The following is a 15,011-nucleotide window of genomic DNA, read 5'->3' as shown; positions in this document are numbered from 1 at the left end:
GATTTGCCTGGCGGGCTTTTCTCTTACTGTGAAGCAATCAGGCTGATTAGTATTACATAGGCTGAAGCTTGGCGTACTGAGTTACCAGCCACTTGATGCCTTCTCCGTTAAATGCAACCTGCACACGGCTCTGGGCACCACTGCCTTCAAAGTTGATGATAGTTCCTTCACCAAACTTCGGATGCATAACACGCTGCCCCAAACTGAAACCGGTCTGGTTAAAGTTATCATTCACCTGCGTCTGGCTGAAGCGACCGCTGCTGGCCGGACGCGACACCTGCGCTTTCATCCGAACCTCCTCGACATATTCAGTCGGGATTTCGCGGATAAAGCGCGATGGCTTGTGGAAGTTATCCTTACCGTACAGGCGGCGCATCTCGGCATAGGTGATGTACAACTTCTGCATCGCACGGGTCATACCCACGTAGCAAAGGCGACGCTCTTCCTCCAGTCGTCCCACTTCTTCAGTAGTCCGTGAGCTCGGGAACATACCCTCTTCAACACCAACCATGAAGACCACCGGAAACTCCAGCCCCTTAGCACTGTGCATTGTCATCAACTGCACCGCATCTTCAAAATCATCGGCCTGGCCTTCACCAGCTTCCAGTGCTGCATGAGACAGAAACGCCGACAACGGACTCATCTCTTCAGCTTCTTCCGGTACTTCGAACTGGCGGGTTGCCGTTACCAGCTCTTCCAGGTTTTCAATCCGCGCCTGCGCCTTCTCGCCTTTCTCCTGCTCGTACATAGCACGCAGCCCGGAGTTTCGGATCACCTCATCCGTCTGCTGGAACAGCGGCAACTCACGGGTGTCATCTTCCAGCGCATTAATCAGCTCAATAAAACGGCGCAGTGAATTGGCCGCCCGGCCAGCCAGCACCTGCTCTTCCAAAAGCGCCACACTGGCCTGCCACATAGTCGCACCGCGATCGCGGGCTGCCATGCGAATCGTTTCCAGGGTACGGTCACCCAAACCACGAGCCGGAGTATTGACCACCCGCTCGAAAGACGCGTCATCATTACGGTTCGCCATCAGGCGCAGGTAAGACAAGGCATCTTTGATTTCCTGGCGTTCGAAGAAACGCATCCCGCCGTAGATACGGTAAGGCAGCCCGGCTTGAATCAACGCCTCTTCCAATACCCGCGACTGGGCATTGCTGCGGTAGAGGAACGCCGTATCATTCAGGGTTCCGCCCTGCTCACGCCACTCTTTGATCTTACCGACCGCAAAACGCGCCTCATCCAATTCATTGAATGCCGAGTACAATGAAATCAGCTCACCCTCGGCACCTTCGGTCCAGAGGTTCTTGCCCATCCGTTCATTGTTATTGGCAATCAGTTCGTTGGCAGCATTCAGAATATTGCCAGTGGAACGGTAATTCTGCTCAAGAAAAATCGATGACGCATTAGTGAAATCTCGCAAGAAACGCTGAATGTTTTCAACCTGCGCACCACGCCAGCCATAGATAGACTGATCGTCATCACCAACAATCATCACGTTACAGTCCGGCCCCGCCATCAGACGTAACCAGGCAAACTGAATGTTGTTGGTGTCCTGGAACTCGTCAACCAGGATGTGCTTGAAACGAGCCTGGTAGTGCTCGCGAATATGCTTGCTGCGTTGCAACAACTCAAATGCACGTAGCAGCAGCTCGGCAAAATCAACCAGCCCGGCACGATCACAAGCTTCCTGATAGGCGGTATAGATCCGCTGCCAGGTTTGCTCAACCGGATCGTTGAACGTTTCGATATGAGCCGGACGCAGCCCCTCATCCTTCTTGGCATTGATATACCAGGCAGCCTGGCGCGCAGGCCACTGCTTCTCGTCCAGATTCTGGGCCTTGATCAATCGGCGCAGCAGACGCATCTGATCCTCAGAATCGAGGATATTGAAGTCTTCCGGCAAAGCGGCATCCAGATAATGCGCCCGCAGCATACGATGGCACAGGCCATGGAAAGTGCCATTCCACATGCCGGCACTGGAGCCCTGCATCAGCTCATTGATCCGGCCGCGCATTTCGGCAGCCGCCTTGTTAGTAAAGGTCACCGACATGATCGAGTATGGCGAAGCCTGCTCAATCTGCATCAGCCAGGCAATACGATGGACCAATACCCGGGTTTTACCACTACCCGCTCCCGCCAGGACCAGGTGATTACCTAACGGTGCAGCCACCGCCTCTCGTTGCTTGTCATTCAGGCCATCTAACAGAAGTGAAGCGTCCATCGTTACCTACTGGTTATTTATACAATGCTGATGATTATACCAGCTCCCATAAAGAATGTTTCGAGAACTTCATCTGCTGTTCAGCGATTCAGGCTCTCTCCTATGGGTTTACCTCATTGTCTATAAATTCACCATATTCAACCTCTTGCCCCAGATTATTTGATCTATGCTTGGAAAGGCGAAATGTTACCAGACAACCAAAAAAGTTAAAAAAAGGTGAAATATAAACCTAGTTCGCCCTTTCTTATGTTCCGAGAGCACCAACAGGTGCCACCCATAACACAAAGGGAAACGTTGCGGTAATCGCAACAGTCAGCTTATCAAAGAGGAATGATTATGAAAAAGACAACCAATATCGCCCTAGCCACTGCAGTAACGGGCCTGCTCGCACTAGCAGGTACCGCCATGACCACCTCCACCGCGGTTGCAGCAGATGCTAAAGAAAAGTGCTACGGCGTGGCTAAGGCCGGTAAGAATGACTGTGCAACAAAGACCAGCTCATGTGCCGGCACAGCAAAAACCGATGGCCAGAAAGACGCCTTCATCATGGTACCTAAAGGCTTGTGTGACCGCCTAGCCGGTGGCTCGACATCTTCATCTTAACCCCCAGCCTCACCATACAATGCGCTCAATGGAAGGAATCATTATGAAAAAGACCAACATCGCTCTCGCCTCTGCGGTTACCGGCCTGATTGCTCTTGCCGGTACGTCCATGACGAGCTCGACAGCCGTTGCAGCCGAAGCCAAAGAGAAGTGCTACGGCGTGGCCAAGGCCGGTAAGAATGACTGTGCGACCAAGACCAGCTCATGTGCCGGTACCGCGAAAACCGATGGTCAGAAAGATGCCTTTATCATGATGCCTAAAGGCTTATGTGACCGTCTGGCTGGCGGCTCTGCCGAGGCGAAATAATGAGCGGCCCGGTACAACACCGGATGGTTGGGGTGGGGCTGCGCTCCCCCCATATCACCCAGGTTCTCGAACAAAAGCCGGATATTGGCTGGCTGGAAGTGCACAGTGAAAACTATTTCATTCCTACTTCCAGCGCTCGGCAGCAACTGCGACAGCTTGCCGAGCACTACCCGATCAGCTGCCATGGTACCGGCCTGTCCCTCGGCTCCGCCGATCCACCGGATCGTCGGCATCTAACCCAACTAAAACAGCTGGTTGATGAAATCGACCCCTTTGCGGTTTCAGACCACCTAAGCTGGAGTTCGGTTGATGGCCAGTTTTTCAATGACCTGCTACCGCTTCCCTATACCGAGGAAGCCCTGACCCATTTCTGCCGCAAGGTTGACCAGGTACAGGAATTTCTCGGCCGACAGATGCTCATCGAAAACCCGTCAAGCTACCTGAGCTTCTCCCACTCGGCGATCCCCGAATGGGAGTTTATTCATCAGGTCCAGCAACGCACCGGCTGCGCCCTGCTGCTCGACCTCAATAATATTTACGTCAGTGCCTTTAACCACGGCTTTAACTGTGACCAATATATCGCGACACTGGATGCGTCCGCCGTCAAAGAAATCCACCTCGCCGGATTTACCGTCAAACAATTTGATGATGGTGAAATCTGGATTGATACCCACAGCAAGCCGGTCAGCGAGCCGGTCTGGCAACTCTACCGCCGCTGGGTTCAGCAACATGGCCGCACACCGACGCTGATAGAGTGGGATTTAGATATTCCGGAACTGCCTGTCCTGCTTGCCGAAGCCGACAAGGCAACCACGATCATTATGCAGGAGGCAGCAAATGGGCAAATCACTACCCCGTGACCGTACACTGCACCAGCTCCAGCAAAACTTTGCCGCTGCGTTGCACTATCAGCCCAGCCCGATATCGGCAGACATCGCCGACGGCCTGTTTCCGGCAGAACAGCTGATCCAAATCTACCGGAATAATTTCATCATCAGCCTGTCAGAAATTCTCGAAGTGGTGTATCCCTGCGTCAAAGCCGTGGTCGGTGAGGAATGCTTCAGCCAGCTGGCCCGTCAACATGTTCTGACCCGGCCCTTGCAGCAAGGAGATGTCAGCCACTACGGCGAAGGCCTGTGTAACACCATTGACAGCCAGCCAGAATTAGCCGAGGCAGTCCCCTACCTGGCAGATCTGGCTCGCCTGGAATGGTATATCGACTGTGCTGCCCATGCCCCGGCCATCGACCAACCGTTTCCGTTCAACAAACTGACACAGCTAACCGAAGCCACCCTGCCCCAGCTGAGCCTGGAAGTTCCGGAGCCGACATTCTGCCTCGACTCCCGCTATCCGGTCATCAGTATCTGGCAGATGATCACCGACGACCACATCGAAGCTATCGACCTGAACCAAGCAGAATCCGCAGTGATCCAACGTCGGCCAGATCAAATGGTCGTCTGGGTGACCAAACCAAGTGCTACCGCACTCATTCGGCTTAGCCAGCAACAAGGAAGCCTGGGCGAAGCCTCCGATGCGATGCTGACGATGCTCAGCGAGCTGGTGCAACAACAATTTTTTTCCGATATCCATGGTTTGCCACAGGGAGAATGAGCATGCTGAATTTCATCAAACAAGTTGACGGACTTGCCCAGCGGATCACCGACCCGCTGATACCCTTCCTGCTGTTATTCACCCGGCTCTGGGTCGCCTGGGTATTCTTCAGATCCGGTATGGTGAAGTACACCAGCTGGGACAGCACCCTGTACCTGTTTGAATACGAATACCAGGTACCACTGATCCCATGGCAGATCGCCGCCTATGCTGGTACAGCTGCCGAGCTGATCCTACCAGTATTCCTGACCCTTGGCCTGTTTACCCGACCGATGGCATTGGCCCTATTCGTTTTCAACATTATTGCCGTGATCTCCTACCCGCTCTTGTGGGAAAAAGGATTCTTCGACCACCAGCTCTGGGGGATGATGATGCTGACCAACGTGTTCTGGGGAGCTGGCCTGATCTCCATCGATAAACTGATCAACAACGAACCCAAACAAAGCCTGCTGGAATAAACCGCCTGGCTTATAACCACCCGCGATCAAAAAAGGCGATCACCGATCGCCTTTTTTATTGTTCTATCGCCTGAATTAAACCAACGCCAGTAACTGCGAGAGGGTGTGGATTTCTACATCCGGCAACCACTTCGCCTTTGGCTCACGGCGCAGCTCGCGCTGCTGATCATTGAACCAGCAAGCCTGAAAACCATTTTGCTTGGCCCCGCCGACATCAGTCACCAGGTGATCACCGACATGAAGAATGTCCTGCGTCGGTAATCCCAGCAAGGTCGCCGCCTGCTCAAACATATCCGGCTCCGGCTTAGACAGACCGTCACGCCCCGCAACCAGCACCCGGCTAAAATAGCCGCCAAGGCCGATCTTATCGGCATCGACATTACCGTTGGTGATCGCCAGCAAAGGCAGTTTTTCCGCCAGAGTGGCGAGTACTCTGTGGGTCTCATCAGGAACATCAACCTGATTACGAACAACTAATACCCGCGCAACGCCTTCATCGGCTGCCTGCTCGGCTTTCTCTCGGGGATACCCCAGTTGCATCAACCCAGCTTTCAGCACTTCATAACGCCAGCGGGTAACATCATGGCGCAACATCGGGTTCTCTGCCGCCAATGCCATTTTCAGGCGTTGCCAGTCTGCCCGCTCTACCGTATGGCTGCATGGGTGATGCTCGGCCAGCCAGTCATGCATCGCTTGCTCGGCCCGGCGGATCACCGGCCGGTTATCATACAAGGTGTCATCCAAATCAAAAGTCAGCGCTTTCGGCGGCTGAAGATTGCGATAAAACTGCATGGCAGTCCTCTGTTACGTCTGCATCGGGTGCATTACGGGCTAGCGCTTGCCCCGCTTCGCTCTCGGGTGAGCCTCATCATATACCTGTGCCAGATGTTGGAAATCGAGGTGGGTATAGATTTGGGTTGTCGATAGGTTAGCATGACCAAGCAATTCCTGCACCGCCCGCAGATCACCGCTTGACTCGAGCATGTGAGTTGCAAAGCTATGGCGCAGTTTGTGCGGATTGATATGGCTCGATACTGCCTGCTTCTGTCCCCATTCGGCCATCCTTTTCTGGACATTCCGGTTGGAGATCCGCTGCCCCAATTTAGAGACAAACAGCCCCGGCTCACCACCGGCAGCCAGCTGCCCGCGAACCTTTAACCAATGACCAACCCACTCCCGGGCCAAGCCGGCAAACGGAACGATACGCTCCTTGTCACCTTTACCGATAACCCGGATATCGCCCTTACTCAAGCTTATATCTCGGACATTAAGGTTAACCAGCTCCGACAAACGTAAACCGGCACCGTACATCAGTTCCATCATTGCCCGATCGCGGATCGACAGTGGATCGTCTTCGTCAACACTGAGCAGCCGATCCATCTCGTCGACATCTAAATTTTTCGGCAGCGGCCGGGCCTTGCGCGGCGCGGAGACCCCCTTGGCCGAATTGGCTTTAAGGAGCCCCTGGTGAACCAGGTAATCAAAAAAGCTACGCAAGGCCGACAAGCGCATCGACAAACTGCTGGCCTTCAAACCATCACGCATCCCTTTACTAGCCAGCTGGCGTACCCAACCGGCATCAACAACCCGCCAGTCAGTCACCCCCAGATCCACCAGCTGCTCAGCCATTGTGGTCAACTGACGCTTGTAGTTTTGCTGGGTATGCAGGCTCAACTCACGCTCGCTGCGCAAGTATTCGTAAAAGCGCAGTAACGGCTTTTCCAGCCCGGATGGCAACTGGCTCAATCAATCACCTCATGGGTATATTCCCAGTGATCAATCAAACGGGTCAGCACCAGGGCCAGCTGTTCAACAAACAGGGTATCCATCGACGGCTGGAAATGCCCTCCGTCATGACTGGCAAAACTCAATACCCCAATCGGACGGTCAATACCCAGCGGCAACACCACAAATGACCCCAGATGTGGCGGCTCATGGAACAGTAACTCACTTTCCTGCTTGCGCAATCGTCCCAGATACACCGAACGATTGCCAAGATGGGCAACACGGAAGGTTTCGAAGGCTTTGCGTTTCAGGAAAAGGTTGTCATCCAGGCTATCAAACAGGCGGACACTAAAGTCCAGTCCGAGCTGGCTACTAAGCTCCTCAAGGATCACCAGTGCCTGGTAAATATTGTGAGTCTGGAACATCTTCTGCTGAGCGCGGGCAAAAATCTCAAACAACTCACTGTTTTTCCCTGCCGCACTGATCAGGGAACTGATTTCACCTTCCAGCTCGCGCACTCGGTGGCGAAGTCTATCCAACTGGATTTCGACCAGGGACACCACACCACGTTCAGAGTGGGAAACATGCAGCTGATTCAGCAAATCAGACTGGCGATTAAAAAAATCAGGATTATTAAGCAAATACTCGGCTACATCCTGATCGGTCAACGGGGTGTCTGCCATCATCGGCAGCTCATCCAGTTGGGATACATCTGTCATAATACTATCTGTCCATCAAAGACATGTGCTACCGGGCCGGTCATGTACAAAGGTTTGCCTTCACCAGCCCAGCGAATATGGAGGTCGCCACCCGGCAGGGTCACTTTCACATTGTCATCCAGCACGCCCTGACGCCGGCCTACCGCCACTGCGGCACAAGCACCGCTACCACAGGCCTGGGTTTCCCCGGCTCCTCGCTCATAGACGCGCAGCCTGATCTCGCTACGGCTTAGCACCTGCATAAAGCCGGCATTGACCCGATCCGGAAAACGTTCGTGGGATTCTAACAACGGCCCCAGGGTTTCCACATCGGCGGTGTCGACATCATCGACCACGGTCACACAATGAGGATTCCCCATGCTGACTGCCCCGCAGAACAAGGTTTTATCGCCAGCACGTAATATATAAGTTTTCTCGCTCTGTTTAGCCCTAAACGGGATTTTACTTGGCTCAAATTCAGGTACCCCCATATTGACGGTAACCTGATTATCATTTTCCAGCTTCAATACCATCTTACCGGCCTTGGTACTGACCGAAATATGGTATTTGTTAGTCAGCCCCTTCATCCAGACAAAGCGGGCAAAGCAACGAGCACCATTACCGCATTGCTCCACCTCACTACCGTCAGCATTAAAAATCCGGTAGTGAAAATCCGTTTCCGGATCATAAGGTGGCTCTACCACCAACAGCTGGTCAAAGCCGATCCCACGATGGCGATCGGCCAACCGCCTGATGGCGTCCGGCGAAAAGAACACATTTTGTGTTACGCAGTCCACCACCATGAAATCATTGCCCAAGCCATGCATTTTCGAAAAGTTTATCTGCATGATGTCCCTTATTGTTATTCTGGCAATACGTGCTCAGACTGCCACAGCTGCTCCAGCGCTTCACGCTCTCGCACCACATGGGCACACTGGCCGTCGACCATGATTTCAGCAGCCCGCACCCGGGTATTATAGTTCGATGCCATCACGAAACCATAGGCACCTGCCGAGCGTACGGCCAACAGGTCGCCCTGTTCCAGGCACAATGCGCGCTCTTTACCAATGAAATCGCCGGTTTCACAAATCGGCCCGACAAAGTCATAGGTGATTGCTTCCCCCTTGCGTGGCACAACCGGAATTATTTCCTGCCAGGCCTGATACAACGTCGGGCGGATCAGATCGTTCATCGCCGCATCAACAATGGCAAAATTCTTGTACTCGGTATGCTTAAGGTACTCAACCCGTGTCAGCATCACACCAGCATTGGCTGCAATGGCCCGGCCAGGCTCGAACACCAATTCCAGCTCGGCATGATTTTTCAGGCGAGCCAGCAGCTCGGTCGCATATTCAGAAGGCTGTGGCGGCTGCTCGTCACTGTACGTCACCCCCAGACCACCACCAACATCCAAATGTTCAATTTCAATACCTTCGGCTTTGAGAATGTCAATCAGCGCCAACAAGCGATCCGTGGCATCGACAAACGGGCCTAGCTCGGTTAACTGAGAGCCGATATGGCAATCAATACCCGTAATCTTCAGGTTAGACAGGCTTTGCGCCAAACGATAAACCTCAGGAGCACGGTCAAAAGCAATGCCAAACTTGTTATCCCGCAGGCCGGTAGATATATATGGATGGGTCTTGGCATCGACATCCGGGTTGATCCGAAGCGAAATCGGCGCCACCTTGCCCAACTCGGCTGCCACTTCGTTCAGGCGCTCCAGCTCAGGCTCAGATTCAACATTGAAACACTTAATACCCAGATCCAACGCCCGTTTCATTTCTGCCGCAGTCTTGCCGACTCCGGAGAAAACGACCTTAGCCGGATCGCCACCAGCAGCAATCACCCGCTCCAGCTCGCCCTGCGACACAATGTCAAAGCCGGAACCCAGACGCGCCAATACGTTCAGCACTCCGATATTAGAGTTAGCCTTCACCGCATAACAAATCAGGTGAGGGTGATTAGCCACCGCCTGATCAAATGCACGCCAATGGCGTTCCAGGGTCGCCCGTGAATACACATACAATGGCGTGCCATAACGTTCCGCGAGCTCAGTAAGTGCAATATCTTCGGCCCATAACCGACCGTCTTGCTGGTAATTAAAATAATCCAATGTTCTCTCTTCCCTGTCCGTTCGCCGTCGTTACTGTTGCTGTTGTTGCTCAGAGTCGTCCGGCATATATAGCGGTCCGCTCTGACCACAACCCGTGAGTGCCAACACACCCAGAACTAAAATTGCTAATAAACCTTTACGCATTTTTAAAGCCAGTGATTATCATTTGATTGCCCTCTATAATCGCACCAAGAAAACGAAAAGCAATAGGACGCAATGGGATGAATGATACAGAATTTCATAAGTTGGCCGATGAGGTCCTGATGAGCATCGAGGAAGGCATCGACGAATCCGGTGCCGACATCGAATATGAGACCACCGGTAACGTACTGACACTAGAGTTTGAAAACCGCAGCCAGATCGTTATTAACCGCCAGGAACCCCTACATGAAATCTGGCTGGCTTCCAAATCTGGCGGCTACCACTTCAAGTACCAAAACGGCGAATGGCGATGTACCCGCAGTGGTGCCGAGCTGATTGCCCTAGTAAAGCAAGAATGCTCACTACATGCCGATGAGCCGGTCAACTGGTAATCGTCTCAAGACGGACATTTCACGTTCGCCATGATCAAAAAAGCTAGCCTGTGGCTAGCTTTTTTGTTTTATCTTTTCACTGTCAGCGCGGTGAGATCGACATTGTATTGGCCGTTTCTGCTATCGGACGGCGCGGGATCTGCTGACCGCTCTTAAATGGAATCACCTGCAGCTCACCATCTTCAGTATGCACAATGTCATAGAACTGCGGCAGGTTGAAGTTAATAAAGTTCACACTGTAGCTGAAACGGTCATGAGCAGAAGTGTAGAAACGATTCACCCCGTGTACCATTTCATCTTTGTCACCACTGCACTGACGATACACTTCAATCCGGTTCGCCTCATCCAGAATATAAATATTGAACCCTGCATCACAGTCCTCAAAGAAGAACTGGATCAGGCCTTCACTGGCGTAGGAATCAACAATTTCCGGCGGGTGCGGCTCATCAGTCTTGCCCATCACCAGGTTAGCCGAGCCATTCAGCTTGTTGGTCGAGATACAGCTGTAGAAATCAACCGAGTTTTCCAGCTTCTGTACCGAAACCCCACGACGCTCGAAAAACAAACCGTGAGTCTGCTCACCGATACTAATTGCTTTGAAACGACGGCGTTTTTCCTGTTCAACCGGCTTCAGACGCATCTCGATACACTCGGCTACCAACTGATAAACCAGATTACGAATCAGACCACGCATGTGCTTGCTGTAACAGAACACATCGACAGATTCTGGCGGGATTGCGTCCTGGTGCATCTTACCCAAAATCGTCTTCAGGGCATCCAGCATGGCATTTTGACCGCTGAAATTCAGGGTACGCACCTCATTCCAGGAATTGCGGTAAACCAGGTCAACACTACCAACCAGACACTTCTGATCCGGTCCGTAACTAAAAATATCGGTATTTTTGAAATCAAACCGCACCGAGCGGTTCTTCAGCTCAGTCGTCGGATCATTTTCCAGATTGATAAATAAACCAAGCTGACGGATCTCGCACGGGCTCGACAACGCCTGCAGGCTCGGCTGCGGGCGACGGATCGGGAACGTGTTACGAATATCGCTGACCAGCTGGTAGAGCTTATCAATATCCATCGCCGCATCACGGACGACGGTATGCAGACAGGTTGACTCCGTCAGCAGACCATTAAAATAGGCCCATGCCACCAGCTTGCTGAGGTAGCGGTTATGGTCCAGCGCCGGGCGGCCGATAATGGCATAAGGGTCAAGCGAGTGCTTATACAGATACCAGCCGGAAGCATTGGTACGCCCGTCGGGCACCTGGATCAACGCCAAATCGGGTTCGTGCAAATCCGGCGATATTTGCGGGTTCAGCAAGGTCACTTTGCCCGGCAGCACCTCAAAAGCCGCATACAGCTTACGCGCCAGGATACTGATGTCTTCAGGGCTGATTGCCGAGGTAATGTTATTACGGCGGGCAAAACGGATCAGGTTACGGTAGCTGAGCATCAACGCATCAAGCAGCTCATTGTGAGCTTCCTTAACCTCCTCGACTTTCCAGTCACGACGGCCATCCAGCTCCAGCAATACTTCCTGTGGCCATTGCCAGTCCGACGTCAGTTTCTCCAATACCTTACGTCGCCAAGGCACCGAGCCAGAAGCGGGCTCCCGGGTCAGCTTTTCATGGGTTTTGAGATAAAAACAGCGGCGCACCAAGTCAAGGCGGCGGTGATCGTCAATACGCTCCAGATAACGGGTGACCTTTTCCAGCATCAGGAAATAGGCATCCATACAATATTCGGTGCGATCTTCCGAGAAGAAACGGCGCTTAGCATCAACGCTGAGCAGTTGGGTATGCGGGTACTCCCAGGAATAGGCTTCCAGCAGGATCGCCTTGAGCACCGACTTATACGGTGAATCGATACTTTTATAAAGTTGCCAAAGGCTTGAGCCGAAATATTCCTCGGCCGGGATCCGGATCAGACCGCCAAAGTCGATCCATTCTTCACGACGGATATACCCACTAGCATTGAGGTAATTGATATATTCGTCGTAACACTCTTCCATCTCCGGCGGCACCATGAACCATAGCAGGCGCAGGCCAGCAAGCTGAACCGCCGAACGGTAGAACTCATCAAGCAACAACAAGTGCTGGCTTGAACCACAGTTCTCACCGGTCATCTGCTCAGAAAAATTCTCGCGGAAACGATTTTCGTCGATCAGGAAAAAGTTGGCTTCGACCCCTTGTGACATCGCCCAGTCAGAAACCAGGGAACACTTGCTCTCGAGCGCCTTACGCTCATCGGCCGCCATGTCGGTCCGGATACAAACCCAGATATCGAGATCGCTGGTCAGACTCTGGCCCAACGAAGAAGTACTCCCCATCGCATACAAACCCAGAATCGGGCTCTGAGCATCGGTCAGCGAAGGTGGGGAAATAATAGACTGGGTAGTCAGCGCGCAGTCATTAATGAACTGCTGCTGTTGTTCAGAAAGAGTAAAGGCAGCAATACCCACCGGAACCACCTGATCCAGGTAGCCGGGTACTGACGGATGATTGTAGTGAAGTAAGACAGTTAACAGGTTGAAGACCTGCTCAGACTGTGCATTCATGGCTGCACGGGCGCGCTCCAACCGAAGCTGGTTGAGCTGGTCCAGTCTATTTCTAAGCGTCTCGATATAATTCTGCAAATTACTCTTCCAAGAGCTGCCAGCTTATAGCGGCCCCAAAAGTGTCATGGTTAGTGTAGACAGTGCCCTACACGCGAGCAAAAACGTGATCAATGTAACAGTTTCTGCACCGAGCGTAAAGTTAATGACGACTTATGACAGTTTATGAATGAAACACAAAGACACACGATAGCCTATCCTTTGAGCGATGTCGCTCAAAGCTGTCCAAACGCATCAAACTGCCAACTGCAGTATTGTAATAAACTCGTCACCTAAAGGTTATGTGAGAAATATCACATTAATGACAACCTGTATCAAGACAATACTGCTTCATCGCACTGAGGACAACAAGTGAATTACCATCAGGGCGTAGGAGTGGTACGATTACTGTATAAAAGCAAGTGATTTATGGACCTGATTCTATGACCGATAAACCGATCCGCATTGCCACCCGCAAGAGCCCGCTGGCAATGTGGCAAGCAGAATTTGTAAAAAATGCCCTGGAGCAAGCGCACCCAGGCCTGGCCGTCGAACTGGTCCCAATGGTCACCAAGGGCGATGTCATCCTTGATACACCACTGGCCAAAGTTGGTGGTAAGGGCCTGTTTGTAAAAGAGCTGGAAGTAGCAATGCTCGAAGACCGTGCGGATATTGCCGTTCACTCGATGAAAGATGTCCCGGTTGAGTTCCCGGAAGGCCTTGGCCTAGTCACCATTTGTGAGCGCGAAGACCCACGTGATGCCTTCGTGTCCAATACCTACAACAACATTGACGAACTACCAGCCGGTGCCGTAGTCGGTACTTCCAGCCTGCGCCGTCAGTGCCAGCTACGAGCCCAACGTCCTGACCTGATCGTCAAAGACCTGCGCGGTAACGTCAATACTCGCCTGCGCAAACTGGACGAAGGCGAATACGATGCCATTATTCTGGCGTGTGCCGGCCTTAAGCGCCTGAAGATGGAAGACCGCATCCGCTGTGCCATCGAGCCAAAAACCAGCCTGCCAGCAGTCGGTCAGGGTGCCGTCGGTATCGAGTGCCGCTTGGATGACCAACGTGTCCGAAGCCTGCTTGAAGCATTAAACCACCAGGAAACTGCCACCCGCGTCCTGTGCGAGCGAGCCATGAACAACCGCTTACAGGGCGGCTGTCAGGTACCGATTGGCAGTTACTCTGAAATTCAGGGCGATAATATCTGGCTACGCGCCCTCGTTGGCGAGCCTGACGGCAGCAAAATTGTCTCTGGCGAGATCAGCGGCCCGATAGCCGATGCCGAAACGCTCGGTACCCAGCTGGCTGAACAACTACTCGACGACGGTGCCAAAATTATCCTGGATAAACTGTACGGCGACGCCTGATGACAATACTGATCACCCGCCCAGCTCCAGAGTGCCACCAACTTGCCCGGCAGCTGAATGCTGCGGGGATCAGTACTATTGCCCAGCCCCTGCTGGAAATCCAGCCGGGGCAGCAACTCCCCACCCTCATTTCCCAGCTAAATCGTCTGCAACCTGATGATTTTCTGATTGCAGTCAGTGTTCATGCAGTGAACTTAGCGCACAATTACTTGATGTCACAAGGTGCCAGCTGGCCAAAAAACGTGCATTATATAGCCGTTGGGCACAAAACCGCGGCAGCATTAACAAAATGCACCGATTGTGACGTCCTGTCCCCCCAGTCTCGATGTGACAGTGAAGGGTTACTGGCATTACCCATCCTGGCACAAATACAGGGCCATCGAGTCCTGATCTTACGTGGCAACGGCGGGCGAGAACTGATCTACCAGGCCTTGCAGCAACGCGGAGCTGAGATCAGCTACTGCGAAACCTATCAGCGCAGCTGGATTGCACTGGACGGCGAGCAGCTAAGCCAAACCTGGCAGACTCAACATGTTTCATCTCTGGTGGTGACCAGCGGCGAGCAACTGGCACACCTGAGCAGTTTAGTTCCTGAAAGTAATAAGGCTTGGTTTTTTCAATGCCACCTTTTCGTACCAAGCCAACGAATCGCGGACCAGGCTCGTATGCTTGGTTTCCGTACTATTTCCACCGTGGGAAGTGCCGCCAACGGCGCTCTTTTCACTACCCTAAGCAAAATAGGCACGATGGGATAATCG

At 52.8% G+C, this 15,011-nt stretch carries 16 protein-coding genes; 8 read left to right on the top strand and 8 right to left on the bottom strand.

The genetic code is table 11. The features are described from left to right. Nucleotides 1–52 precede the first annotated feature (52 nt). Nucleotides 53–2,224, bottom strand: coding sequence for a DNA helicase II (gene uvrD, locus Q0852_RS16910; RefSeq protein WP_299019917.1), 2,172 nt, complete (start codon nucleotides 2,222–2,224; stop codon nucleotides 53–55). A 336-nt stretch (nucleotides 2,225–2,560) separates the two neighbouring features. Between uvrD and Q0852_RS16905 the strand changes: the two genes are divergently transcribed. The 5 genes from Q0852_RS16905 to Q0852_RS16885 are packed head-to-tail and all read left to right on the top strand — an operon-like array spanning nucleotide 2,561 to nucleotide 5,203. Further along, entirely contained in the window at nucleotides 2,561–2,827 is a 267-nt protein-coding gene (locus Q0852_RS16905; protein ID WP_299019915.1) for a DUF2282 domain-containing protein, read from the top strand. A 43-nt stretch (nucleotides 2,828–2,870) separates the two neighbouring features. Further along, complete coding sequence (locus Q0852_RS16900) at nucleotides 2,871–3,134, top strand: DUF2282 domain-containing protein (RefSeq protein ID WP_299019914.1); 264 nt, start codon at nucleotides 2,871–2,873, stop codon at nucleotides 3,132–3,134. Next, the gene (locus Q0852_RS16895; RefSeq protein ID WP_299019912.1) at nucleotides 3,134–3,994 is read left to right on the top strand and encodes a DUF692 domain-containing protein; all 861 of its coding nucleotides are present in this window, start codon (nucleotides 3,134–3,136) and stop codon (nucleotides 3,992–3,994) included. Before Q0852_RS16900 ends, Q0852_RS16895 begins: the two co-directional genes overlap by 1 nt. After that, nucleotides 3,972–4,745: a DNA-binding domain-containing protein gene (locus Q0852_RS16890; protein WP_299019910.1), complete on the top strand. Its 774-nt coding sequence runs from the start codon at nucleotides 3,972–3,974 to the stop codon at nucleotides 4,743–4,745. The genes Q0852_RS16895 and Q0852_RS16890 overlap by 23 nt, the downstream gene beginning before the upstream one ends. 2 nt (nucleotides 4,746–4,747) lie before the next feature. Further along, nucleotides 4,748–5,203, top strand: a complete 456-nt coding sequence (locus Q0852_RS16885) for a DoxX family protein (RefSeq protein ID WP_299019908.1) — start codon at nucleotides 4,748–4,750, stop codon at nucleotides 5,201–5,203. Between the two features lie 75 nt (nucleotides 5,204–5,278). Here Q0852_RS16885 and yigB read toward each other — a convergent pair whose 3' ends face one another. From yigB to Q0852_RS16855, 6 genes are read right to left on the bottom strand one after another with little or no spacing between them, the layout of a single operon-like run. Further along, on the bottom strand, nucleotides 5,279–5,995 hold the full coding sequence (yigB, locus tag Q0852_RS16880; protein WP_299019907.1) for a 5-amino-6-(5-phospho-D-ribitylamino)uracil phosphatase YigB: 717 nt from the start codon (nucleotides 5,993–5,995) through the stop codon (nucleotides 5,279–5,281). Between the two features lie 39 nt (nucleotides 5,996–6,034). Then, complete coding sequence (gene xerC / locus Q0852_RS16875) at nucleotides 6,035–6,949, bottom strand: tyrosine recombinase XerC (protein WP_299019906.1); 915 nt, start codon at nucleotides 6,947–6,949, stop codon at nucleotides 6,035–6,037. Then, nucleotides 6,946–7,647 (bottom strand): DUF484 family protein, encoded by a 702-nt coding sequence (locus Q0852_RS16870; protein ID WP_299019905.1) that lies wholly within the window; start codon nucleotides 7,645–7,647, stop codon nucleotides 6,946–6,948. Before Q0852_RS16870 ends, xerC begins: the two co-directional genes overlap by 4 nt. Next, a complete protein-coding gene (gene dapF / locus Q0852_RS16865; RefSeq protein ID WP_299019904.1) occupies nucleotides 7,644–8,474 on the bottom strand; it encodes a diaminopimelate epimerase in 831 nt (276 codons plus the stop codon). The genes Q0852_RS16870 and dapF overlap by 4 nt, the downstream gene beginning before the upstream one ends. A 14-nt stretch (nucleotides 8,475–8,488) precedes the next feature. After that, nucleotides 8,489–9,742 carry a diaminopimelate decarboxylase gene (gene lysA, locus Q0852_RS16860; protein WP_299019902.1) on the bottom strand — a complete coding sequence of 418 codons (1,254 nt, stop codon included), beginning with the start codon at nucleotides 9,740–9,742 and terminating at the stop codon, nucleotides 8,489–8,491. Nucleotides 9,743–9,772: 30 nt separating this feature from the next. Beyond that, nucleotides 9,773–9,886, bottom strand: coding sequence for a lipoprotein (locus tag Q0852_RS16855; protein WP_299019901.1), 114 nt, complete (start codon nucleotides 9,884–9,886; stop codon nucleotides 9,773–9,775). 77 nt (nucleotides 9,887–9,963) lie between these two features. Between Q0852_RS16855 and cyaY the strand changes: the two genes are divergently transcribed. After that, nucleotides 9,964–10,275 (top strand): iron donor protein CyaY, encoded by a 312-nt coding sequence (cyaY, locus tag Q0852_RS16850; protein WP_299019899.1) that lies wholly within the window; start codon nucleotides 9,964–9,966, stop codon nucleotides 10,273–10,275. Nucleotides 10,276–10,357: 82 nt separating this feature from the next. Here the strand turns inward: cyaY and Q0852_RS16845 are convergent, their stop codons facing one another. Further along, nucleotides 10,358–12,919, bottom strand: a complete 2,562-nt coding sequence (locus Q0852_RS16845) for a class I adenylate cyclase (protein ID WP_299019897.1) — start codon at nucleotides 12,917–12,919, stop codon at nucleotides 10,358–10,360. Between the two features lie 401 nt (nucleotides 12,920–13,320). Between Q0852_RS16845 and hemC the strand changes: the two genes are divergently transcribed. Beyond that, nucleotides 13,321–14,253 (top strand): hydroxymethylbilane synthase, encoded by a 933-nt coding sequence (gene hemC / locus Q0852_RS16840; RefSeq protein ID WP_299019895.1) that lies wholly within the window; start codon nucleotides 13,321–13,323, stop codon nucleotides 14,251–14,253. Continuing rightward, nucleotides 14,253–15,008: a uroporphyrinogen-III synthase gene (locus Q0852_RS16835; protein WP_299019893.1), complete on the top strand. Its 756-nt coding sequence runs from the start codon at nucleotides 14,253–14,255 to the stop codon at nucleotides 15,006–15,008. Before hemC ends, Q0852_RS16835 begins: the two co-directional genes overlap by 1 nt. Nucleotides 15,009–15,011: the final 3 nt, after the last annotated feature.

This window comes from uncultured Photobacterium sp. (assembly GCF_947502415.1).
GTDB lineage: Bacteria > Pseudomonadota > Gammaproteobacteria > Enterobacterales > Vibrionaceae > Photobacterium.
Note: the sequence above shows the minus strand (reverse complement) of the source record. Positions and strands in the feature narration are given on the sequence as shown.